Below are 19,576 nucleotides of genomic sequence, written 5' to 3'. Positions count from 1 at the left end.
CCAGTCTGTCCAAACCGGCGTGCGGGCGCCATCAGGATTTCCCCCCAATACCTGAGGCGCATTCCCCGGGGCCCGCCGGGGATCCCGCAGCGCCGAACTTCCGCGCACCTATCCTCGTGCGCATGGCTGCGCTCACCCCGGTCCTGCTGATGCTCGTCGGTGGGATCGCGCTGGCGCAGTACGGCCTTCTGCGCTGGATTTCGGCCGCCCGATTGGTTCTGCCGGCGGTGGTCCTCGGCCTCGCCGCGCAACTCACCCACGACGCGATCGACGGTGGCGGCATCACCCGCATCGACGAACCCGTCACCGACTGGGTGATCGACCATCGCATCGGTTGGCTGAACCCGGCGATTCGGACACTGACCGATGCCGGCGGCGTCGCCGCGATGACGGCCCTGACCATCGTGGCCTGCGTCTGGTTCGGTGTGCGGCGGCACTGGGCGCGGCTGCTGACCACGGCCGCGGTGGGTGTCGGGATAGCGGTGATCGGTTCCGGGCTGAAGTCGGCCATCGGGCGGCACCGGCCGCCCGCGATCGATCAACTGGTCACCGAGACCAGTCCGTCGTTCCCGTCCGGTCACACCATGGGGAGTACCGCGGTGGTCGGGGTGCTGGCCGCCATGGTCGTGCTCTCGCCGTGCGGCCGGATGGCCCGCGTGGCCGCAGTCGCGGTCGCGGCACTGTTCGCGGTGGTGATCGGCCTGACCAGGATCTATCTCGGCGTGCACTGGACCACCGATGTGCTGGCCGGTTGGTCGATCGGGCTGATCTGGCTCGCGCTGTGCCTCGGCCCCTACCTGTGGTGGCGGGCGCGGGTCAACTCGAGAGCGCGGCCAGCAGAACCAGAACCACCAGCAGCAGCACCACCGCGCCGACGATGATGCCGATGATGAGCCCGGTATTCGATGTGTTCTGCGCCGGGACCGGTCGCATCGGCTGCATCGGCGCCGGCGGCCGCTGTCCGTAAGGCTGGTTGTACTGGTTGTACTGCCCGGAAGCTCCGTACGGCTGCGGCTGATTCGCCGGACGCGCGGCGGTGGCGGGATACGGCTGCGGCACGGGCCCGTGGTGCGGCATCGGCTGGGGCCGGGCCGCGTGCGGCATCGACGGACCGGTCGCCGGCCGGTGCACGACCGGCTGTCCCGGCCCGGTGCCCGGCCGGCCCGTCGTCGGCATCGGCGGACCGGTGTAGGGGCGCCCGACCGTCGGCATCCGCGGCGCACTGGCCGGGGACAACGCCTGGCGGGCGGCCGCGGCGAACTCCGCACAGCTGCCGAATCGGTCGCCCGCACGCTTCTGCATCGCCTTCAGCAGGACCGCGTCCAGGCTCGCGGGCAGGCCGGGTCGCACACCGCTCAGCGCGGGCGGCGGCCCCTGCAGATGGCCGCGGATCACCGCCGCCGGATTCGGCGCGTTGAACGGTCCCCGGCCGGTGAACAGCCAGAACAGGCTGCACGCCAGCGAGTACTGGTCCGAACTGCCATCCAGCGGCGCGCCGGTGAGCTGTTCGGGTGAGGCATAGGCCAGGGTCGCGGTGAAGGTTCCGGTCTGGGTGAGGTGACCGCCGTCGTCGCGCAGGCGGGCGATCCCGAAGTCGGTGAGGTAGACCCGCTCGCCCTTGCCGCCGGTGGAGCGTGCGAGCAACATGTTGCCCGGCTTCACATCGCGGTGCATGACCCCGTTGCCGTGCGCATAGTCCAGCGCCTCGGCCACCTCGGCGATGATCTGCACGGCTCGCTCCGGCGGCAGCTTCTTCGGATCCACACTGGCGGCGTCGATACCGTCGATGTACTGCATCGAGATCCAGAGCTGACCGTCCTCGAGGCCGCGATCGTAGACCGTGACGACCTTGGGATGATCGAGTTGGGCGACCAGATCGGCCTCGCGCTCGAAGCGGGCCCGGATCTCCGGATCGGCGACCATCTCGCGGTTGAGCAACTTCAGCGCGGTCATCCGCGGCAACCGCGGATGTTTGGCGAGATAGACCTGCCCCATACCGCCGCGGCCCAACAGTCGTTCGATGACGTAGCCCGCGAACACATCACCGTTGGCCAGCATGCCCCGCTCCCACTTCCCGTGCCGGAATCACCGAAACCATAGCAGTCCACCGGAACCGGCATTCTCGATCGACGGGGCCGCCGGCCCGGGTGAACACCGGGTCACCGCCTGTCGCTGCGGGCTGTCGGTGCCTACCGATACGCTCTCTGCCATGCGTATTGGAGCACACGTCCGTCAAGACAGTGATCCGATCGGCTTCGGCGAGCGATTGGGTGCCGACGTCATCCAGATGTTCGTCGTGGATCCGCAGGGCTGGGACAAACCGCAGCCGCATCCGCGCACGGAGGAGATCAAATCCAGCCCCATCGACGTGGTGGTGCATTCCTCCTATCAGATCAACGTGGCAAGTACGAACAACAGGTTGCGCATGCCCTCGCGCAACGCGGTCGCGCAGCAGGCGCAGGCCGCCGCCGATCTGGGCGCGTTCGGCCTGGTCGTACACGGCGGGCACGTGCGTTCGGATGCCGAGATCGAGGCCGGAATCGTCAACTGGCGCAAGCTGTTCGAGCGCCAGCAGGACAAAGGTGGGTTCGCGGTGCCGATCCTGATCGAGAACACCGCCGGCGGTAATCACGCCATGGCACGTCATTTCGATTCGATCGCCCGGCTGTGGGATGCGGTCGGCGACTTCGGCGCGGGCTTCTGCCTCGACACCTGCCACGCCTGGGCGGGTGGTGAGGAGTTGGTCGGCGTGGTCGATCGGATTCGCGCGATCACCGGCCGCATCGATCTGGTGCATCTGAACTCCTCGCGCGACGACTTCGATTCCGGCGCGGACCGGCACGCCAACTTCGCCGACGGCACCATCGATCCGCAGTTGCTCGCCGAGGTGTGCCGGACCGCCGACGCGCCCGTGGTGCTGGAAACACCGGCCGAGGGTGTCGCCGAGGACCTCGCCTACCTGCGCGAACACGTCGGCTGAGCGCAGCGCCGGCACCGCCTTTGTGATCGCGCTGACCGTAAACCTGGTCGCGCGCGGGCCCCGATGGTGTGCTCGGAACACAGCACGTTCCGAGCGAAAGGCCCTCCATGTCAAGCGATCACGCAGCAGAGTCCGTGTCCGTGGTGAAACTCGGAACCCACATCGGCGCCCGGATCGACGGCGTCCGGCTCGGCGGAGATCTGGCTCCGGAGACGGTCGCGGCCGTCCGCGCGGCCCTCAACGAGCACAAGGTGATCTTCTTCCGGGATCAGCACCATCTCACCGAAGACGGTCAGCACGAATTCGCTCAGCTGCTCGGCAGTCCGACCACGCCGCACCCGACGGTCACCTCCAAAGGCGTGAAGAGCCTGGCGATCGATTCCCACCACGGCCGAGCCAACAGCTGGCACAGCGACGTCACCTTCGTCGACCGGATCCCGAAGGCCTCGATCCTGCGCGCGGTGACCCTGCCCAGCTACGGCGGCTCGACCACGTGGGCCTCGACCGTGGCCGCCTACGCCTCGCTGCCGGAGCCGCTGAAGCGCCTGGCCGAGGAGCTGCGCGCCGTGCACACCAACAAGTACGACTACGCGGCGAGCCACGAGGAACAGCCGGACCCCAACGCGCAGGCCTACCGGGAGGAATTCCAGTCGACCTACTACGAGACCGAGCATCCGGTAGTCCGGGTACACCCCGAGACCGGTGAGCGTGCGCTGCTGCTCGGACATTTCGTCAAGCAGTTCGTCGGTCTGTCCAGCAACGAGTCGCACGCCCTGTTCCGCCTGCTGCAGGATCGCGTGACCCGGCTCGAGCACACCACCCGGTGGAACTGGTCGCTCGGCGACGTGGCGATCTGGGACAACCGTGCCACTCAGCACTATGCGATCGACGACTACGACGGCGCCGAGCACCGCAAGCTGACCCGCATCACGCTGGCCGGAGACATTCCGGTCGGCGTGGACGGCCGGACCAGCCTCAGCATCGCCGGTAACGCCGACCACTACTCGATCATCGAGGATCTGGCCGAGGCGGCCTGATCCACCGGCGCCGGCCGGTGGTTGAATCGGTACATGGAGATTCGACCGCTGGCCGGCGTTCGGGTACTGGAACTGGGCAACTACATCGCGGCGCCGACCGCGGGTCGCATTCTCGGCGACTTCGGCGCCGAGGTGATCAAGGTCGAACGCCCGAAAACCGGTGACGAGCTGCGCAATTGGCGCCTCTACGGCGGCGACACCTCGATGTTGTATCGCACGGTGAACCGCAACAAGAAGTCGATCACCCTCGATCTGCGCACCGAGGCGGGGCGGGCGATCGTGCTGGATCTCATCCGGCACTGCGATGTGCTGTTGGAGAACTTCCGGCCCGGCATGCTGGAGAAATGGGGGCTGGGGCCGGAGGTGCTCGACGAGGCCAATCCCGATCTGGTCATCACCCGCATCTCCGCCTACGGGCAGACCGGACCGCTCTCACAGCGGCCGGGCTTCGCCGCGGTCGCCGAGGCGATCGGCGGGCTGCGCGAACTGGTCGGCGATCCGGACCGGCCGCCAGTGCGGGTGGGCGTCTCGATCGGGGATTCCATCGCGGGGATCTACGCCGCCTTCGGCACGGTGCTGGCACTGTTCCAGCGCAAGGGCACCGAGGAGCGAATCCCGTTGCCGCAGCGCATCATCGACGTCGCGCTGAACGAGTCGATTCTCTCCGTGATGGAGTCGCTGGTTCCCGACTACGAGGCCTACGGCATCAACCGCCAGCGCGTCGGCGGGCGGATGGAAGGGATCGCGCCGAGTAACGCCTACCCGTGCGCCGACGGCACCAGCATCATCATCGGCGGTAACGGCGACGCGATCTTCCGGCGCTATATGCAGGTGATCGAGCGTCCCGATCTCGCCGAGGATCCGGAATTGCAGGACAACGCCGGCCGCTGGCGCCACCGCGACCGCCTCGACGCCGCGATCGGCGAATGGAGTGTGCGCCACACCCGCGACGAGGCGCTGGCGATCCTCGAGCAGGCGGCCATCCCGTGCGGCCCGATCTACACCGCGGCCGATATCGTCGCCGACGAACAGTACCGGGCGCGCAACATGATTCAGCATTTCCCGGTCGACGTCGGCGCCGCCGAACCGAAACAGGTCGCCTTCACCGGCATCGTCCCGGTGATCGGCGAGCGTTCGCTGCCCATCCGCGCGGTGGGCCCCGATCTGGGCGAACACACCCGAGAGGTCCTCTCGGAACTGCTGGGAATGTCGGACGCCGATATCGACAACTTGGAGGCGGGATGAGCGACAATCGCGCAGCGGCTCGTCCCGCCGACCGGGCGCGGGTGTCCCGCAAGACACAGGAGGCGGGATGAGCGGCGTTCCTTCCACCACTACGGGCGCGTTGCGGGATGTGACCCTGCGGGACGGACTTCAGCTGACCGGCAAGGTGCTGCCGACCGAGCACAAGGTGGAGATCGCCCGCACCCTGCTCGCCCTGGGCGTGCCGGAACTCGAGATCGGTTCGATGGCACGCCCGGATCTGGTGCCGCCGATGGCCAACAGCATGGAGGTCGTGGCCGCGCTGACTCCCGAAGAGCTGCGACGCTGCTGGGTGTGGGTGGCCACGCCTCGGCAGGTCGCGCGTGCCGCCGAGGCGGGGGTGCGGAACTTCCAGTACTGCCTGTCGGTGTCGGATGCGCACAACAAGGCCAATATCGGCCGCACGGCCGAGGACAGCGTGGCCGCGATGCCCGAGGCGATCCGGCTGACCGAGGAGGTCGGCGGGTCCATTCAGCTCTGTCTGGCAACGTCTTTCACCTGTCCGTTCGACGGGCCGGTGGATCCCGAGCGGGTGCTGGCGATCGCCGCCGATCCCCGCACCGACGGCGCCGCCGATATCGTGATCGCCGATACGCTCGGCCAGGCCTATCCGGCGCAGGTGCACGCCCTGATCGCCGCCGTGCGATCGGGAACTCCGCGGCGCCGCATCCTCTTTCACGGCCACGACACCTGGGGTATGGGCGTCGCCAACTCGCTGGCGGCCCTGGCCGCCGGCGCCGATGCGGTGGACGGTTCCCTGGGCGGTCTGGGCGGCTGCCCCTTCGCGCCGGGCGCGAGCGGCAACACCGCCAGCGAGGACATTCTGTTCGCCACCCGCCCGGACTGGTTCACCCCCGCCGCGCTGGCAACCATGGTCGGCCTCACCGAACGTCTGCTGACCGACCTGGGCGAGCCCAACCGCTCCCGCACCGCCGAAGGCGCTCGTTCGGAGGCTCGCGCCTTCGAATGGGTTGTGCCGCGCCAGGATTAGGCGCGCCTGGCCCTATCGGCCGTCCGGCTCGTTCAGCCCCATGCGCGCGGTGATGCCGTCGAGCAGGCACCCGAGTGTCCACGCCACGGGGTCGGCGGGGGCGGCGCCGCTGCGGCCGTGGAACCAGCGCGTGAAGGCGGGATAGCGACTGTCCGCGAGCAGGGGTTCCACCAGGGGCTTCGCCGCCTCGGCGAGCTCCTGGTCGGTGGCGAGTCCGACGCGGGTCCGCATGCGCCGCTCCTCGGCCACCTGCAGGGCGGCGCCGAACAGATGGCCGTCCACCGCACCGGTCAGCAGTGAGAGGTCGTCGGCGGACAGACCGAGCGGTTCGAGCATCGCGAAACGGAAATCGAAGTAGCGCAGCGCATTCGGGCCCAGCGGGGGGCGGGTGTGGACGAGTTCGCCGAACCAGAGATGGCGCTGGATGACAGTCCAGGTATCCAGCGCGAGACGTTCCAACGCGCCTCGCCAGTCCGAATGCGCCGCCGGAGCCGGGGCGTCGGCGAGCGGCACCTCGCCGTAGACGGCGTCGATCATCAGATCGACCAGCCCGTCCTTACTGCCCACGTACCGATACAGCGACATCGGCGTGGACGCGCCCACCGCCTGGGCCACCCGGCGCATCGTCAGGGCCCGCGCGCCCTCGGCATCGGCGATCGCCATTCCCGCGCGCAGAATCTCGGCCCGGCTCAGATTCGTCGTCGGCCGGCCGGGCGGTTCCGGCAGGGACCAGATGAGCGGTCCCGGCACTTCCTCGGTCACCGTGCACACCTCCTTGCCGGAATTCAACCACCGGTGTACAACGTACACATGATGTACGACGTACACTCAGATCCCGTCCTCATCGTCGGCGGCGGATTGACCGGCCTGACCGCGGCCTTGTTCCTGCGCCATCAGGGCATACCGTCGGTGCTGGTCGAGCGCCGGACCACCACCTCGGCCCAGCCGAAGGCACGCCGGATCAATCTCCGGACGATGGAGCTGTTCCGCCGGATCGGCATCGCCGCGGCCGTCGAGCACGCCGCCCGTGGACTCTCGGCACATCAGGCGATGGCGGCGGGGCCGACACTGGCCCGCGCCGAGCGGTTGCCGTTCACCTTCCCCGGCGGGCTGCCGGACTGGGAGGCGATCACACCCGCCGCGGCGTGTCTGTGCGCACAGGATCTGCTGGAGCCCACTCTGCGCGAACTGGCCGAGGCACGCGGTTGCGATATCCGCTTCGGTGTCGAATGCGTCGACGTCACCGAGGACGCCGCGGGTCTCACCGCGACCCTGTGCACCGGTCCGGCTCGCGTCGACACCCTGCGAGCGTCGTACCTCGTCGCGGCGGACGGTGCGCACAGTCCGATCCGCGAGCGACTGAAGATCGGCCGCCACGGCCGCGGCACCCTCGGCCGCGCCGTGAACGTGTACTTCCGCGCGGATCTGACGGAGTGGGTGCGGGGCCGCGAATTCAACCTCTGCCAGATCGAGAACGACCGCGTCCCCGGCGCTTTCGCCTCGGTGGACGGCTCACACCGATGGATCTTCACCAGTTCGACGGAGGTCGACCGCCCCGCCGGCCGGTGGCCCGAACTGCTGCGAGAGGCCATCGGGGTCCCCGATATCGATGTGGAGGTGTTGAGCGTATTGCCCTGGGAGCCGGGAATGTTCATCGCCGATACGTTCCGATCGGGCCGGGTGTTCCTCGCCGGCGACGCGGCGCATGTGATGCCGCCGTACGCGGCCGCGGGCGCCAACACCGGCATCCAGGACGGCCACAACCTGGCCTGGAAACTGGCGCTGGTCCTGCGCGGCGCGGCGCCGGCACACCTGCTCGACAGTTACGACCTCGAGCGCCGCCCCGTCGGCCGGTACATCGCCGATCAATCGAGCATCCGAACCGCCAACCTGCGCACCATGACCCGCGCATCCACCGACGGCACGCCGCTCGCCGACCCGATCGCCCTGATCCTCGGCACTCGATATCCCGCCGGCGCGTTCGTCGACGACGGCAGCACGCACACCATGGACCGTCTGGATCTGACCGGGCAGCCCGGTACTCGGCTGCCCCACCGCTACCTCGCCGACGGCCGCTCCACGCTCGATCTGATCGGCACGGCGTTCACGCTGCTGGTCGGTCCGGAGGCGCCGGACTGGGAGCTCGACGCGCAGCCTGTCGAGATCGTCCGCATGGACCGGTCGTGGTGCGCCACCACCGGATTGACGCCGACGGGCGCGCTGCTGGTCCGCCCGGACCAGGTGATCGCGTGGCGGGTTCCGGTCGCACCGGCCGATCCCGCCGCGGCCTTCCGGTCGGCCTGGGCCCGAATCATGGACGGCACCGATCACGAACCCGAGCGCGGCTGCCGCTCGACCACCATCCACACGGACGCTTGACCTGAAGTTAACTTCAGCTTCTAGGTTGGCTGTAGCCGAAGCGAACACGACACAGGAGACAGCCATGACACAGCGCCCGACCCTCGACGACCCCGCAGCCCGCACCACGGCACAGCGGGTGGCCGCGCATTTCGCCGCGGAGCTCCAACGCGCGGGCGAGACCGGCGACGCTGATCTCTACGACCACTCCTTCGCCGCGGATGTGCTGTGGGGCAGCCCGTTCGGCGCCACCGTCGTCGGTTACGACCAGCTCAATCCGATTCACCACCGCCTGATGGCCGGACAGGTGGCGCCACCTTCGACCTTCGAGGTGGTCGCCGCGACCACACCGGCGCCGGGCGTGGTGGTGGCCCAGATCCGCAGGCAGGCAGTCGATCCCGACGGCTTCTCCGAGACGGCCATGTACGTGCTGGTGGAACGGGACGGGCGGTGGTGGCTCGCGGCCGCCCAGAACACCCCGTTCCAGCCGGAGAAATCGGCACTGGGGCGCACGGCGTAGCCGCCGTCACTCGGAAGCGCCGAAGACGAACCTCAGGAAGTCGCCGACCGGGAGGTAGCCGATCTCCTGATAGATCTTGTTGGAGGTCGGATTGGCGAGATCGGCGAAGAGGCATACCTGGGAGCCGCTGTCGCGCAGCACTTTCGACACCTGCGCGGTGGCGGCGGCAGCGTACCCGCGGCGGCGGAATTCGGGAGGGGTGTAGACCGGCCCGATCCGGGTCCAGCCGTATGCGCGCCGCTGATGCGCGACCACGGAGACCGCCGCACCCTCGTCCTCCCACAGCCACCACTGCCCCGCGGCGATCCGATCGGGCACGGCACGGGGATCCGGGCCGATATCCTCCTCGCGGCGCATGCGTTCGGCCAGGCGCACGCACACATCGGTATCGGATTCGCCGGCGCGGCGGACACGTCCCGGAACAGCAGGGATGCGCAGCTCCCCGAGGCGATACAGTCGCGTCGTCCACTGCGGCCGAAACGCGGTGCCGGACAAGCGTTGCCAGTGCACGGCGAATTCCGACGCGGAGTGCGGATCTCCCTCGACGGCCACGACGGCCGGGTCGCGATCGAACAGGGCCACGGCCAGCCCCGTCGCTGCCGTGGCGGGAATGTCACCCAGGTACGCGCCGTACCCGGGCGTATTCATGGCGACCCCCAGCACCGTGTCGCCGTCGCAGACCATGGCGAAGACCGGATCGACCGTCATCGCCCCGGCCGCGCAGTTGCGGAGCATCGTGGCAATAACCGTGTGCCGCAGCGGGTCTCGCGCAAGGCAGTCGCCTGCGCGGACACGGAGTTCGAACGGGTCCGTGGTCAGCTCGATCCTCATGCCGCCAACGGTAGGCCCGTCGGATCACCTGGCCTACCGATTTTCCGCGACGGCGGGACCCTCAGGCCGATTGTTGCCCGTCGGCGCGAAGTTTCAGCAGGACCAGACCGGCCGTGCAGGCCAGAATCAGTCCGGCAACGGTGATTTCGACACGAAGGCCCGCGATGCCGAGCACCGCGCCGACCAATCCGCCGAGGAAGATCAACCAGGCCGCGATGCGGGATGTGATCGACCAGGCGCTGCGCCCGGATTCGGCGGCAGCCGAATCACCCTGCGACACCGCGCGCGTGGGGGATGTCGAATAAGCTCCCATCACTACTCCTCGATGACGCCCACCGAGACTGTCGAAACGTCCGTTTCACCCGGTAAATAACACGCGTCGCACATGTAACTTCGCTCACACGGTACGTGTACGACACCAAATCTCCACGCGACACGTGCCCGCGACACGCTGAACGTAACTACTTCGTTATGTGAAGTATTGGCATTTCACGTTACCGTCCGGTATTTTGCGGACCGACCGGCATGCCTGGCCCCGGGTGCGGCTCTCGGTTACTGTGAGTCCACTCGGAAACAGTTTGAGGGAGCACCACATCCATGGACGACAGGGCGAGCACGGGGGATCGCGCCGATGAGGAGACCCCGGGCCGCCTGAACATGAAGGTCGCGGGTCCCGCAATGGCCGCCGGTGCGGTATCGCTGGGTTTGGTGTTGATCGGAGCCTGCGGAATCGGTCACAAGGACGTCTATGTCGCCCCGCCGCCGCTCGCCGCGGATCTGCAGGTGGCCACCACCCCGATCACGCGCAGTGGCACCACCACCGCCCCCGCGGTGATCATCCCGCCCTCTCCCTCCTGGCGTGTCGCGGCGAATACCCCGGCCCGGCGCACCACCTCCGCCACGGCGACCAGCACCACGACCGAGGCCGAGCCGAGCTACACCGCGTTCGCACCGCCCGTGCCGACCACCACCACGACGACGCAGACTCCCCCTCCGACCCCGGAACCGTCCGCCGGCGAACCGTCCGCCGATTCCGACACCACGACGACCACGCGGCCCCATCACACACCGCGCACGGTCGAGGAATCCGAACCGACGGCCGATCCCTATGTCGCGCCGACCACCGAGACCGCCGGCAACTGATCCGCACAGCGAAAAGGGTGGCGGCCGCGCGGATTCGCGACGACCGCCACCCTCACCGGTGATCCGGCGTACGGATCAGAGTTCGGCCAGGCCGTAGTCGCCGACCCGGCTGCTCAGCACACCCAGATGTTCGCGGCGGCCACCTAAGGTCTGGTCCACGGCGGTGAGCCGGGCGACGTAGTGGCTGACCGGATATTCGGTGGTGATACCGATTCCGCCGTGCATCTGCACCGCTTCCTGTCCGATGTGGCGGGCGCCGCGGCCCACCTGGAGGCGGGCCCGCGACAGCGCGATCGGATCGACCGTGCCCTCGGCCAGCGAGGCGGTGGCGTAGAAGCTCATGCTGCGAGCCAGTTCCATCGCGACGTACATATCGGCGGCGCGCTGGGTCAGGGTCTGGAACTTCGAGAGCGTGACCCCGAACTGCTTGCGCGTCTTCAGATATTCGGTGGTCAGACGCAATGCCTCGCCCATCGCGCCGATCGACTCCGCGCACAGGCTCGCCTGGGCGGTCGCGATGGCGGTGGCGACGGCCTCCGTGGCGTCGCCGGCCTCGGCCGCGCCGAGCAGTTCGGCCGGGGCCGAGGCGAATTCGATCTGCGCACCCCGGCGTTCGTCGAACGTGCGGTAGGAGGTGCGGGTCACCCCCTCGGCATCGGCGGCCACCAGGAACAACCGCAGCACGCCGTCGGATCCGAGCGCGGTGACGACCAGCTCGTCGGCGCAATCACCGTGCGACACCCGGCTTTTCACACCGGAGAGGCGGTAGCCGTCCCCGTCTGCGGTGGCGGTGGTCGCCACCGTGAGATCCGGCCAGCGCGAACCGGCCTCCTCGTGCGCGAAGGCCAGCAGCCGGGAACCGCCGGCCACCTCGGGCAGAATCCGCTGCCGCTGCTCGGTGGTGCCGAGGGAAGCGATCAGGCCACCGGGCAGCAGGACCGCGTCCAGCAGCGGTTCCGGGGCGAGGCGTCGGCCGACCTCCTCCATGACGACCATCGTCTCCACGGGGCCCGCGCCGACTCCGCCGTCCTCCTCGCTGAAAGACAATCCGAGGACACCCAATTCGGCCAGCTGCGACCACACGTCGCGACTCCAGCCGAGTTCGGTGTCGAGCACCTTCAGCCGGCTCTCCGGGTCGTAGGCACGGGCCAGCAGATCACGCACCGTCTCACCCAGCATGACCTGTTCATCGGTCAATTCGAAATCCATGGCAGCGCCTCACAATCCGAGGATGGTGGAGGCGATGATGGTGCGCTGCACCTCGTTCGAGCCTCCGTAGATGCTGGTCTTGCGGTAGTTCAGATAGGTGGGGCCGGTGCGCTGCGCCCAGTCCGGCGCGGCGATGTCGTCGGCGCCGACCGGCACCGCGTCCGGGCCCGCCACATCGAGCATCAGCTCGGTGGCCGCCTGCTGCAATTCGGTACCGCGCAACTTCAGCACCGACGACACCGGATTCGGTTTGCCCTCGGCGGAATTGGCCACCACCCGCAACAGCGTCAGTTCGAGCGCCAGCAGTTCGTTCTCCAGCTCGGCGACGCGCGTGGCGAAAACCGGATCCTCCAGCAGGGTGCCGGAACCCGTCGCGATCTGTGCCGCATGCTTTTTCGCGGTGGCGATCACCACCTTGGTGCGGCCCACGCCGGCAATACCCGTGCGCTCGTTGCCGAGCAGGAATTTCGCGTACGTCCAGCCCGCATTCTCCTCACCGACCAGTTGATCGGCGGGCACCCGCACGTTTTCGAAGAAGACCTCGTTGACCTCGTGCCGGCCGTCGATCAATTTGATCGGCCGCACGGTGACACCGGGCGATTTCATATCGAAGAGCAGCATCGAAATACCGGCCTGCTTCTTCGGCGCATTCGGATCGGTGCGCACCAGGCAGAAGATCCAGTCGGCGTACTGAGCCAGCGTGGTCCAGATCTTCTGGCCGTTGACGATGTAGGAGTCACCGTCACGCACCGCGGTGGTGCGCAGCGACGCGAGATCGGATCCGGCGTCGGGCTCGGAGAAGCCCTGGCACCACCAGATATCGAGGGCGGCGGTCGGCGGCAGGAAGCGCTGCTTGAGTTCTTCGGAGCCGAATTGCGCGATGACCGGGCCGATCATGTTCGCGTTGAAGGTCAGCGGCTCGGGCACGCAGGCCAGCTGCATCTCGTCTTCCCAGATGTGGCGCTGCATCGAGGTCCAGTCCTGGCCGCCCCACTCCACCGGCCACTTCGGCACCGCGATGCCCTTGGCGTGCAGGAGTTTGTGGGCGGTGACGATGTCCTCGCGGGAGAGTTCCCGGCCGTTTTCGACCTTGTCCCGGATCTCTGCCGGTATCTCGGTCCGAAAGAACGTGCGTAGTTCGTCCCGGAAGGCCACCTCGTCGGGTGACAGGGCAAGTTTCATGGGCATCTCCCACCGTATTTCGTAGGTCCGAATCGAATCTACGCCTCGAATCGAACCGGTCGTCGACGGGATCATAAACGACGAATCGCGCACGACGCCGCGATCCCGAGCGGTCCGGTTCCACCGCCGGTACGAAGGAACCTTTAGGTTGCGGCGAAATGCCCGTACGCTGCGCAATTCCCCGCGAATGGAATAAGTTAATAAGAATTCGCATGCATTCCGCCGAATTCCCCACGACGGGAACGCGCCCGCCGGTCGACGCCGCGACACCGGGCGGCGGGCCGGTTTGCCGTTTCGGCAAGTTTCCTTGCCGCCCCTCCGGACCATTGGTGATCCTGGGAGCAGGCGCCGACAGGGGCGCCCCGAGCGACGAGGAGTCTCATGTCCGCCACATCACCCACCGAGGCCGCGGTGTTCTGGGAGCAGCGGTATCGCGACAACGACCGGGTCTGGAGCGGTAATCCGAATCCCTTGCTGGTGCGCGAGACCGCGGACCTGCGGCCCGGCCGCGCATTGGATCTGGGCTGCGGCGAAGGCGCCGACGCGGTCTGGCTGGCCGCTCAGGGCTGGCAGGTGACCGGCGTGGACATCTCGCAGACCGCGCTGGAGCGCGCCGCGGCCCATGCCGAGCAGGCCGGCCTGGGCGATCGCATCTCATGGCAGCGACACGAACTCGGGCGCACCTTCCCGGACGGCAGCTACGACCTGATCAACGCCCAGTTCCTGCAGTCACCGGTGGCCCTGGACCAGGACGGCGTGCTCCGCCGCGCGGCCGACGCGGTGGTGCCCGGCGGCACCCTGCTGATCGTCATGCACGCCGGATGGCCCACCTGGATGACGCCCGACGAGTATCCGTTCGAGGCCGTCTTCCCCACCCTCGACGGTGTCCTGCACGCCCTGCACCTCGGCGACGAATGGACCGTTCGCACCTGCGAGCCGGTCGAACGCGCACTGACCTCCCCGGACGGCCGATCCGGCACCCGAGTCGACAATGTGTGGCGCCTCTCGCGCGCGGCGGCGGCCCGAAACTAACTGCGCGGCTTGCGACGGTCGTATTTGCGCGGACCTTCGCGGCGCGGTCCGCGGCTCAGGGAGCGATGGGACGGCGCGCCCTGGTCCAGCTGCAACTGGATCAGGACACCGCTGATCCTGGTGCGACGCAACGCATCCAGAGTTTCCGACGACAGATCCGCAGGAAGTTCCACGAGGCTGTGGTCGGGGCGGATGCTGATGTGGCCGAAGTCGCTACGACGCAGACCGCCCTCGTTGGCGATGGCGCCGACGATCGCACCGGGGACCACCCGGTGCCGTTTGCCGACCGCGATGCGGTAGGTGGCCATCTCCGCGCCGGTGGCCCGGTGATGCTGCGGCCCGCCCTCCGGGCGGCGCTCGCGATCCTCTCGGGGGGCACGTTCGCGCCGCGGCGGGCGGATCGGCTCAGCCTCGGCCTCCATGAAGAAGTTGTCGCCGTCGTGGCCGCCCACCGCCAGGGCGGCGGCGATGTCGGCGAGCGGGATGTTGTGCTCGGCCTCGTAGTCCTCGATCAGCTTGCGGAACAGCGCGAGATTCGACGACGCCAGATTCTCGGTGATCGCGTCGTGGAATTTGACCACGCGCTGAGCGTTCACGTCGTCGACGCTGGGCAGCTGCATCTCGGTCAGCGGCTGGCGGGTGGCGCGCTCGATCGCATCCAGCAGGCGGCGTTCGCGCGGCGCGACGAACAGCAGCGCCTCACCGGTGCGTCCGGCCCGGCCGGTGCGTCCGATGCGATGCACATAGGACTCGGTGTCGTGCGGGATGTCGTAGTTGACCACATGCGAGATGCGGTCGACATCGAGTCCGCGCGCGGCCACATCGGTGGCGACCAGGATGTCGAGAGCGCCGGACTTCAGCTGGCCGATGGTGCGTTCGCGCTGGTTCTGCGCGATGTCGCCGTTGATCGCGGCGGCCGAGTAGCCGCGCGCGCGCAGTTTCTCGGCCAGTTCCTCCGTAGCCTGCTTGGTGCGCACGAAGAGGATCATCGCCTCGAACGGCTCGACCTCGAGAATCCTGGTCAGCGCGTCGAGTTTGCGCTGATGCGAGACGTGCACCCAGCGCTGGGTGATGTTGGTGTTGGTCGAGGTCTTGGACTTGACCGTGATCTCGACCGGATCCTTGAGGTACTGCTTGGAGATCTTGCGGATCACCGACGGCATGGTGGCCGAGAACAGCGCCACCTGCTTCTCCGCGGGAGTGTCGCGCAGAATGCGTTCGACGTCCTCCTGGAAACCCATCTTCAGCATCTCGTCGGCCTCGTCGAGCACGAGATACCGCAGCTGAGTGAGGTCGAGGGTGCCACGCTCGAGGTGATCGATGACCCGGCCCGGCGTGCCGACGACGACCTGCGCGCCGCGGCGCAGACCCTGCAACTGGACCGCGTAGTTCTGACCGCCGTAGATCGGCAGCACGTGGATTCCCGGCAGATGCGACGAGTAACGGCCGAACGCCTCGGCCACCTGGATCGCCAGTTCGCGGGTCGGTGCGAGCACCAGCGCCTGCGGCGGCTTCGGCCGCTTCTCCAGGCCCATCAGAATCGGGATGGCGAAGGCCGCCGTCTTACCGGTGCCGGTCTGGGCCAGGCCGACGACGTCGGCGCCCGCGAGCAGCGGCGGGATGGTGGCCGCCTGGATCGGCGACGGGGACTCGTAGCCGACATCGGCGATCGCCGCGAGCAGCCGATCGTCGATGCCGAGATCGGCGAACGACGGCTCGATCGCGTCGCCGCTGTCGTCGCGGTACCCGGTGGCGGCGTCCGCGGGCCCTTCGTGGTTGCGCTCGTCTGCGCCTTCGGGCCTGTCGCCCCCGCCGCCGGGCACGCTGTCGACCGATGAGTTGTTCATATTGACCAGCAGTTTAATGCCTTGCGTTGGCCGCCCGGACCATCGGGCCAATACGGTGAGACCTATGCAACCGCAGCAGCCGCCCTCGCGCGCCGTTCCGGAATCCGCCGAACCCCTGCGGCCCACCGCATCTGCGCCCGCCGAGCCGAATTCTCCGGGCGGCGCCGGAGCGCGCGTGAGTGACGAATCCGACACCGCCGACGCACCCGGAACGACCCGTGCGCACACCGCCGAACCGATCGGCAGCCCCGTCCCGATCGTGATCACCTACTCGACGACCGCGGAGGCGGGGCGGCCCGCGCCCGCGGTGGGCGGTGGACTCGAACCCCGGCCCGCCGCCCGACCGGCGCCCGCCCCGGCTCCGGCGCAAGCGGTCGACATCGCGGTCGTCCAGTTCGGGCCTTATACCGACAAGGCCGCCAATCTCGCCGCGCTGCGCGACCATGTTCGCGCCGCTGCCGAGCACGGCGCGAAAGTGGTTGTCGCGCCGGAGTATTCGATGTTCGCCGTGAAGCGGCTGGACGAACGGGTAGTGGCGGCGGCCGAACCGATCACGGGCCCGTGGGCGAGCGAATTGCGCGGGCTCGCCGCAGAATTCGGAGTGCACGTGGTCGCCGGCGTCGTCGAGGCGCCGGGTGGGCAGATCACCGACCGGGTCTACAACACGCTGATCGCGGCGGGTCCCGATGCCGAGTTCGCGGCGATCTACCGCAAGGTGCATCTCTACGACGCGTTCGGATTCCGCGAATCGGAGGTGGTCGCCCCCGGCCCGATCGAGGATCCCGCCACCTTCACCGTCGAGGGCGTCACCTTCGGTCTGCAGACCTGCTTCGACCTGCGCTTTCCGGAGGGCTGCCGCCGGGTGGCGGCCGCGGGCGCGCAGGTGTTGCTCCTTCCCGCGCAATGGATTCCGGGGCCGGGCAAGCTCGATCAGTGGACCACGCTGCTCCGCGCTCGCGCGATCGAGAACACGGTCTACGTGGCCGCCGCCGACCACTGCGCCCCGCGCGGTGCGGGCGCGTCGATGATCGTCGACCCTTCCGGCAATCTGCTGGCCGAACTCGGTGATGCCCCCGGCATCGCCACCAGCCGCGTCGACCTCGATCACCTGCGCCGGATCCGAACCACCAACCCCAGCCTGAGCCTGCGCCGATTCACCGTCGAGCCATAGACTGGATGGCACCATGATCTATCCGGATCGTCGGTCGGCCGGTCGCACGCTGGGTGAATCGCTGTCGCACCTGCGGGCGTGGCATCCCCTCGTGCTGGGACTGCCGCGCGGCGGGGTGCCGGTCGCGGCCGCCGTGCGCGAGGTCATCGGCGGAGATCTGGATGTGCTGCTCGTCCGGAAACTCGGCGTGCCGTGGCAACCCGAACTGGCGATGGGCGCGATCGGCGAGGACGGGGTCCGGGTTCTCAACGACGACGTCGTGCGGCAGACCGGCGTGCGATCCGAACAGATCGCCGCCGTGGAGGAGGCCGAGCGCGCGGAGTTGTCCCGCCGGCAGCGGATGGTGCGCGCGCAGGTGCCGCGGGTGCCGATTCACGATCGCGCGGTGGTGATCGTCGACGACGGGATGGCCACGGGCGCGACGGTCGCCGCGGCGTGCCTCGTGGCGCAATCGCACCGGCCCCGCTGGATCACGGTGGCGGTGCCGGTGTCCTCGATCGAGGCGATGGAGCGGCTGCGCGGCCTGGCCCGGGAGACGGTGTGCCCGCTGATTCCGCGTTCCCTCGGCGGGGTCGGCGGGGCCTATCGCGATTTTCATCAACTCGACGACGAGGAAATGCTGGACCTGTTGCGCACGGCGCACCAGCCCGGCCGCTGAGGAACCGCGCGGGTGCGAATCACTCGGTCTCCGAGTCGATCTCGCGCACCCCTTTCCGATGCCGCTGCGCGAGGTCGGCGTAGTACCCGGGGTTGATCCTGACCCAGTTCTCGGCCTGGGTGCCGGCGATGGGACGTTTGACCTCGGCCGGCGCTCCCGCCGCCAGGACTCCCTCGGGGATTTCGGTTCCGGGCTGGACCAGCGAGTGCGCGGCGATCATCGAACCGGCGCCGATCGTGGCCATATCGAGCACCGTGCTGCCGTTGCCGACGATCGCTTCGGCTCCGACGCTGGCGCCGTGCAGGACCACGCTGTGCGCGATCGTGGCGCCGGGCCCCACCTCGACGGGGACGTCGGGCGGGGTGTGAATCACGGTGTTGTCCTGCACATTCGCCCGCTCGCGGACGACGATCGGCGCGAGATCGGCGCGCAGCACGGCGCCGTACCAGACCGAAGCGTTCGCCTCCACGCGCACATCGCCGATCAGGGTGGCGGTCGGCGCGATGAACGCGGTCGGATCCACCTGGGGGCGTTTACCTTCGAATTCGTAGCAGGGCATGCGTTCTCACCATTCGTTGTCGTCGGCGACCACTCGTTCCGCGGCCGCGACCATCGGGCGCAATTGCGCGGCAAAGGTTTCCGCGGTGACGCCGACGATATCGACCTCCGCGCGGGTGCGTACCGCGTAACGGCCGTCGCCGGTGACATCGATCCAGCACAGCACGCCGAGCGGGCGCATGCCGTCGTCGGCGCGACGCGCGGAGACCACGATCTGACCGATGCCGTCGCGGGGCTGCTTGAGCAACCGCCGCATCCGCGCCGTGGTGGAGGGACCGGCGACCGGCACGGTCACCAGATCGCGACTGTCCTCGCGCACCCGGTCCAGCGGTGCGGTGCGGCGCGGTTCGCCCCCGGGCGGGCATTCCGGCAGCAGCGAGACCACCCGGGCCGCGAGGGTGCCGGAATTCCCGACGAACAGCCGCACGTCGCCGCCGCGATCGGGCGCGCTGCCGTGGCGCTGGGCCGCGACCACGGTGATGTGACCGGCGGCCGCGCCCAGCACCCGGACGGGCCGAGCCTCTCCCGCGCCGTGTTCGCCGAAGACCTCGACGCATACGGTGGGCCGGGCGAGCAGTCGCAGCGCCGCCTCCAGATCGGGGTCCACGGTGCGGTCGCACCACTCGGTCAGCTCCGGCAGCTGCGCGGCCCGTTCGGCGCTGTCGCGGGCGGACAAGCGCACCGCGAGCGGATACGGGATCCGGTCACCGTCGATCCGTTGCCACGCCATCGCGAACTGATCGGGCGTCAGCGTCCATTTCACCGCCGCCGGACCGCCTCGGCACCGGCCGTGACC

20 protein-coding genes are annotated in these 19,576 nt (G+C 68.8%); 11 read left to right on the top strand and 9 right to left on the bottom strand.

The genetic code is table 11. From position 1 onward, the window contains the following. Positions 1-122 precede the first annotated feature (122 nt). Positions 123-881 (top strand): phosphatase PAP2 family protein, encoded by a 759-nt coding sequence (locus NE2_RS07495; RefSeq protein WP_063025105.1) that lies wholly within the window; start codon positions 123-125, stop codon positions 879-881. On the opposite strand, the gene NE2_RS07490 is transcribed toward NE2_RS07495, so the two are convergent. Then, positions 817-2,058 (bottom strand): serine/threonine-protein kinase, encoded by a 1,242-nt coding sequence (locus tag NE2_RS07490; RefSeq protein ID WP_084493870.1) that lies wholly within the window; start codon positions 2,056-2,058, stop codon positions 817-819. The genes NE2_RS07495 and NE2_RS07490 overlap by 65 nt on opposite strands. Positions 2,059-2,209: 151 nt before the next feature. Here NE2_RS07490 and NE2_RS07485 point away from each other — a divergent pair, with 151 nt between their 5' ends. From NE2_RS07485 to NE2_RS07470, 4 genes are all read left to right on the top strand, one after another. Further along, a complete protein-coding gene (locus NE2_RS07485) occupies positions 2,210-2,980 on the top strand; it encodes a deoxyribonuclease IV (protein ID WP_063025103.1) in 771 nt (256 codons plus the stop codon). 107 nt (positions 2,981-3,087) lie between these two features. Then, a complete protein-coding gene (locus NE2_RS07480; RefSeq protein WP_063025102.1) occupies positions 3,088-4,017 on the top strand; it encodes a TauD/TfdA dioxygenase family protein in 930 nt (309 codons plus the stop codon). A 33-nt stretch (positions 4,018-4,050) separates the two neighbouring features. Beyond that, positions 4,051-5,262: a CaiB/BaiF CoA transferase family protein gene (locus NE2_RS07475; protein WP_063025101.1), complete on the top strand. Its 1,212-nt coding sequence runs from the start codon at positions 4,051-4,053 to the stop codon at positions 5,260-5,262. 67 nt (positions 5,263-5,329) lie between these two features. After that, complete coding sequence (locus NE2_RS07470) at positions 5,330-6,271, top strand: hydroxymethylglutaryl-CoA lyase-like TIM-barrel protein (protein WP_063025099.1); 942 nt, start codon at positions 5,330-5,332, stop codon at positions 6,269-6,271. Positions 6,272-6,283: 12 nt separating this feature from the next. On the opposite strand, the gene NE2_RS07465 is transcribed toward NE2_RS07470, so the two are convergent. Beyond that, entirely contained in the window at positions 6,284-7,033 is a 750-nt protein-coding gene (locus NE2_RS07465; RefSeq protein ID WP_233429702.1) for a TetR/AcrR family transcriptional regulator, read from the bottom strand. Positions 7,034-7,081: 48 nt separating this feature from the next. On the opposite strand from NE2_RS07465, the gene NE2_RS07460 reads away from it, so the two are divergent. Together NE2_RS07460 and NE2_RS07455 are read left to right on the top strand one after the other, a co-directional pair. After that, on the top strand, positions 7,082-8,650 hold the full coding sequence (locus NE2_RS07460; RefSeq protein WP_228817297.1) for an FAD-dependent monooxygenase: 1,569 nt from the start codon (positions 7,082-7,084) through the stop codon (positions 8,648-8,650). A gap of 64 nt (positions 8,651-8,714) precedes the next feature. Continuing rightward, complete coding sequence (locus NE2_RS07455) at positions 8,715-9,149, top strand: SgcJ/EcaC family oxidoreductase (RefSeq protein WP_063016912.1); 435 nt, start codon at positions 8,715-8,717, stop codon at positions 9,147-9,149. A 6-nt stretch (positions 9,150-9,155) separates the two neighbouring features. Here NE2_RS07455 and NE2_RS07450 read toward each other — a convergent pair whose 3' ends face one another. Continuing rightward, positions 9,156-9,980, bottom strand: coding sequence for a GNAT family N-acetyltransferase (locus tag NE2_RS07450; RefSeq protein ID WP_063025097.1), 825 nt, complete (start codon positions 9,978-9,980; stop codon positions 9,156-9,158). A gap of 61 nt (positions 9,981-10,041) precedes the next feature. Then, on the bottom strand, positions 10,042-10,293 hold the full coding sequence (locus tag NE2_RS07445) for a hypothetical protein (RefSeq protein ID WP_146098635.1): 252 nt from the start codon (positions 10,291-10,293) through the stop codon (positions 10,042-10,044). A 284-nt stretch (positions 10,294-10,577) separates the two neighbouring features. Between NE2_RS07445 and NE2_RS07440 the strand changes: the two genes are divergently transcribed. Then, positions 10,578-11,123, top strand: a complete 546-nt coding sequence (locus NE2_RS07440; RefSeq protein WP_063025095.1) for a hypothetical protein — start codon at positions 10,578-10,580, stop codon at positions 11,121-11,123. A 75-nt stretch (positions 11,124-11,198) separates the two neighbouring features. On the opposite strand, the gene NE2_RS07435 is transcribed toward NE2_RS07440, so the two are convergent. Together NE2_RS07435 and NE2_RS07430 are read right to left on the bottom strand one after the other, a co-directional pair. After that, positions 11,199-12,332, bottom strand: a complete 1,134-nt coding sequence (locus NE2_RS07435) for an acyl-CoA dehydrogenase family protein (protein ID WP_063025093.1) — start codon at positions 12,330-12,332, stop codon at positions 11,199-11,201. 9 nt (positions 12,333-12,341) lie between these two features. Continuing rightward, complete coding sequence (locus NE2_RS07430) at positions 12,342-13,514, bottom strand: acyl-CoA dehydrogenase family protein (RefSeq protein WP_030514965.1); 1,173 nt, start codon at positions 13,512-13,514, stop codon at positions 12,342-12,344. A 381-nt stretch (positions 13,515-13,895) separates the two neighbouring features. On the opposite strand from NE2_RS07430, the gene NE2_RS07425 reads away from it, so the two are divergent. Beyond that, positions 13,896-14,546, top strand: coding sequence for a class I SAM-dependent methyltransferase (locus NE2_RS07425; RefSeq protein WP_063025091.1), 651 nt, complete (start codon positions 13,896-13,898; stop codon positions 14,544-14,546). Here the strand turns inward: NE2_RS07425 and NE2_RS07420 are convergent. Then, a complete protein-coding gene (locus tag NE2_RS07420; RefSeq protein WP_084493869.1) occupies positions 14,543-16,393 on the bottom strand; it encodes a DEAD/DEAH box helicase in 1,851 nt (616 codons plus the stop codon). The two genes, NE2_RS07425 and NE2_RS07420, sit on opposite strands and share 4 nt — an antisense overlap. A gap of 379 nt (positions 16,394-16,772) precedes the next feature. Between NE2_RS07420 and NE2_RS07415 the strand changes: the two genes are divergently transcribed. Both NE2_RS07415 and NE2_RS07410 read left to right on the top strand, forming a co-directional pair. After that, on the top strand, positions 16,773-17,564 hold the full coding sequence (locus NE2_RS07415; RefSeq protein ID WP_063025359.1) for a carbon-nitrogen hydrolase family protein: 792 nt from the start codon (positions 16,773-16,775) through the stop codon (positions 17,562-17,564). Between the two features lie 13 nt (positions 17,565-17,577). Further along, complete coding sequence (locus tag NE2_RS07410; protein WP_063025089.1) at positions 17,578-18,222, top strand: phosphoribosyltransferase; 645 nt, start codon at positions 17,578-17,580, stop codon at positions 18,220-18,222. Between the two features lie 19 nt (positions 18,223-18,241). On the opposite strand, the gene NE2_RS07405 is transcribed toward NE2_RS07410, so the two are convergent. After that, positions 18,242-18,781, bottom strand: a complete 540-nt coding sequence (locus NE2_RS07405; RefSeq protein WP_063025086.1) for a gamma carbonic anhydrase family protein — start codon at positions 18,779-18,781, stop codon at positions 18,242-18,244. 6 nt (positions 18,782-18,787) lie between these two features. Next, positions 18,788-19,543 carry an ESX secretion-associated protein EspG gene (locus tag NE2_RS07400; protein WP_063025084.1) on the bottom strand — a complete coding sequence of 252 codons (756 nt, stop codon included), beginning with the start codon at positions 19,541-19,543 and terminating at the stop codon, positions 18,788-18,790. Positions 19,544-19,576 lie beyond the last annotated feature (33 nt).

The sequence above is a fragment of the Nocardia elegans NBRC 108235 genome (assembly GCF_001612845.1).
Lineage (GTDB): Bacteria > Actinomycetota > Actinomycetes > Mycobacteriales > Mycobacteriaceae > Nocardia > Nocardia nova.
Note: the sequence above shows the minus strand (reverse complement) of the source record. Positions and strands in the feature narration are given on the sequence as shown.

What these genes read in the sequence shown, in the direction of transcription:
- NE2_RS07475 (WP_063025101.1), top strand. Translation starts at nt 4,051, where the DNA reads ATGGAGATTCGACCGCTGGCCGGCGTTCGGGTACTGGAACTGGGCAAC.
- NE2_RS07435 (WP_063025093.1), bottom strand. Translation starts at nt 12,332, where the DNA reads ATGGATTTCGAATTGACCGATGAACAGGTCATGCTGGGTGAGACGGTG.
- NE2_RS07440 (WP_063025095.1), top strand. Translation starts at nt 10,578, where the DNA reads ATGGACGACAGGGCGAGCACGGGGGATCGCGCCGATGAGGAGACCCCG.
- NE2_RS07455 (WP_063016912.1), top strand. Translation starts at nt 8,715, where the DNA reads ATGACACAGCGCCCGACCCTCGACGACCCCGCAGCCCGCACCACGGCA.
- NE2_RS07460 (WP_228817297.1), top strand. Translation starts at nt 7,082, where the DNA reads ATGATGTACGACGTACACTCAGATCCCGTCCTCATCGTCGGCGGCGGA.
- NE2_RS07495 (WP_063025105.1), top strand. Translation starts at nt 123, where the DNA reads ATGGCTGCGCTCACCCCGGTCCTGCTGATGCTCGTCGGTGGGATCGCG.
- NE2_RS07480 (WP_063025102.1), top strand. Translation starts at nt 3,088, where the DNA reads ATGTCAAGCGATCACGCAGCAGAGTCCGTGTCCGTGGTGAAACTCGGA.
- NE2_RS07410 (WP_063025089.1), top strand. Translation starts at nt 17,578, where the DNA reads ATGATCTATCCGGATCGTCGGTCGGCCGGTCGCACGCTGGGTGAATCG.
- NE2_RS07485 (WP_063025103.1), top strand. Translation starts at nt 2,210, where the DNA reads ATGCGTATTGGAGCACACGTCCGTCAAGACAGTGATCCGATCGGCTTC.
- NE2_RS07425 (WP_063025091.1), top strand. Translation starts at nt 13,896, where the DNA reads ATGTCCGCCACATCACCCACCGAGGCCGCGGTGTTCTGGGAGCAGCGG.
- NE2_RS07430 (WP_030514965.1), bottom strand. Translation starts at nt 13,514, where the DNA reads ATGAAACTTGCCCTGTCACCCGACGAGGTGGCCTTCCGGGACGAACTA.
- NE2_RS07490 (WP_084493870.1), bottom strand. Translation starts at nt 2,058, where the DNA reads ATGCTGGCCAACGGTGATGTGTTCGCGGGCTACGTCATCGAACGACTG.
- NE2_RS07450 (WP_063025097.1), bottom strand. Translation starts at nt 9,980, where the DNA reads ATGAGGATCGAGCTGACCACGGACCCGTTCGAACTCCGTGTCCGCGCA.
- NE2_RS07445 (WP_146098635.1), bottom strand. Translation starts at nt 10,293, where the DNA reads ATGGGAGCTTATTCGACATCCCCCACGCGCGCGGTGTCGCAGGGTGAT.
- NE2_RS07420 (WP_084493869.1), bottom strand. Translation starts at nt 16,393, where the DNA reads ATGAACAACTCATCGGTCGACAGCGTGCCCGGCGGCGGGGGCGACAGG.
- NE2_RS07470 (WP_063025099.1), top strand. Translation starts at nt 5,330, where the DNA reads ATGAGCGGCGTTCCTTCCACCACTACGGGCGCGTTGCGGGATGTGACC.
- NE2_RS07405 (WP_063025086.1), bottom strand. Translation starts at nt 18,781, where the DNA reads ATGCCCTGCTACGAATTCGAAGGTAAACGCCCCCAGGTGGATCCGACC.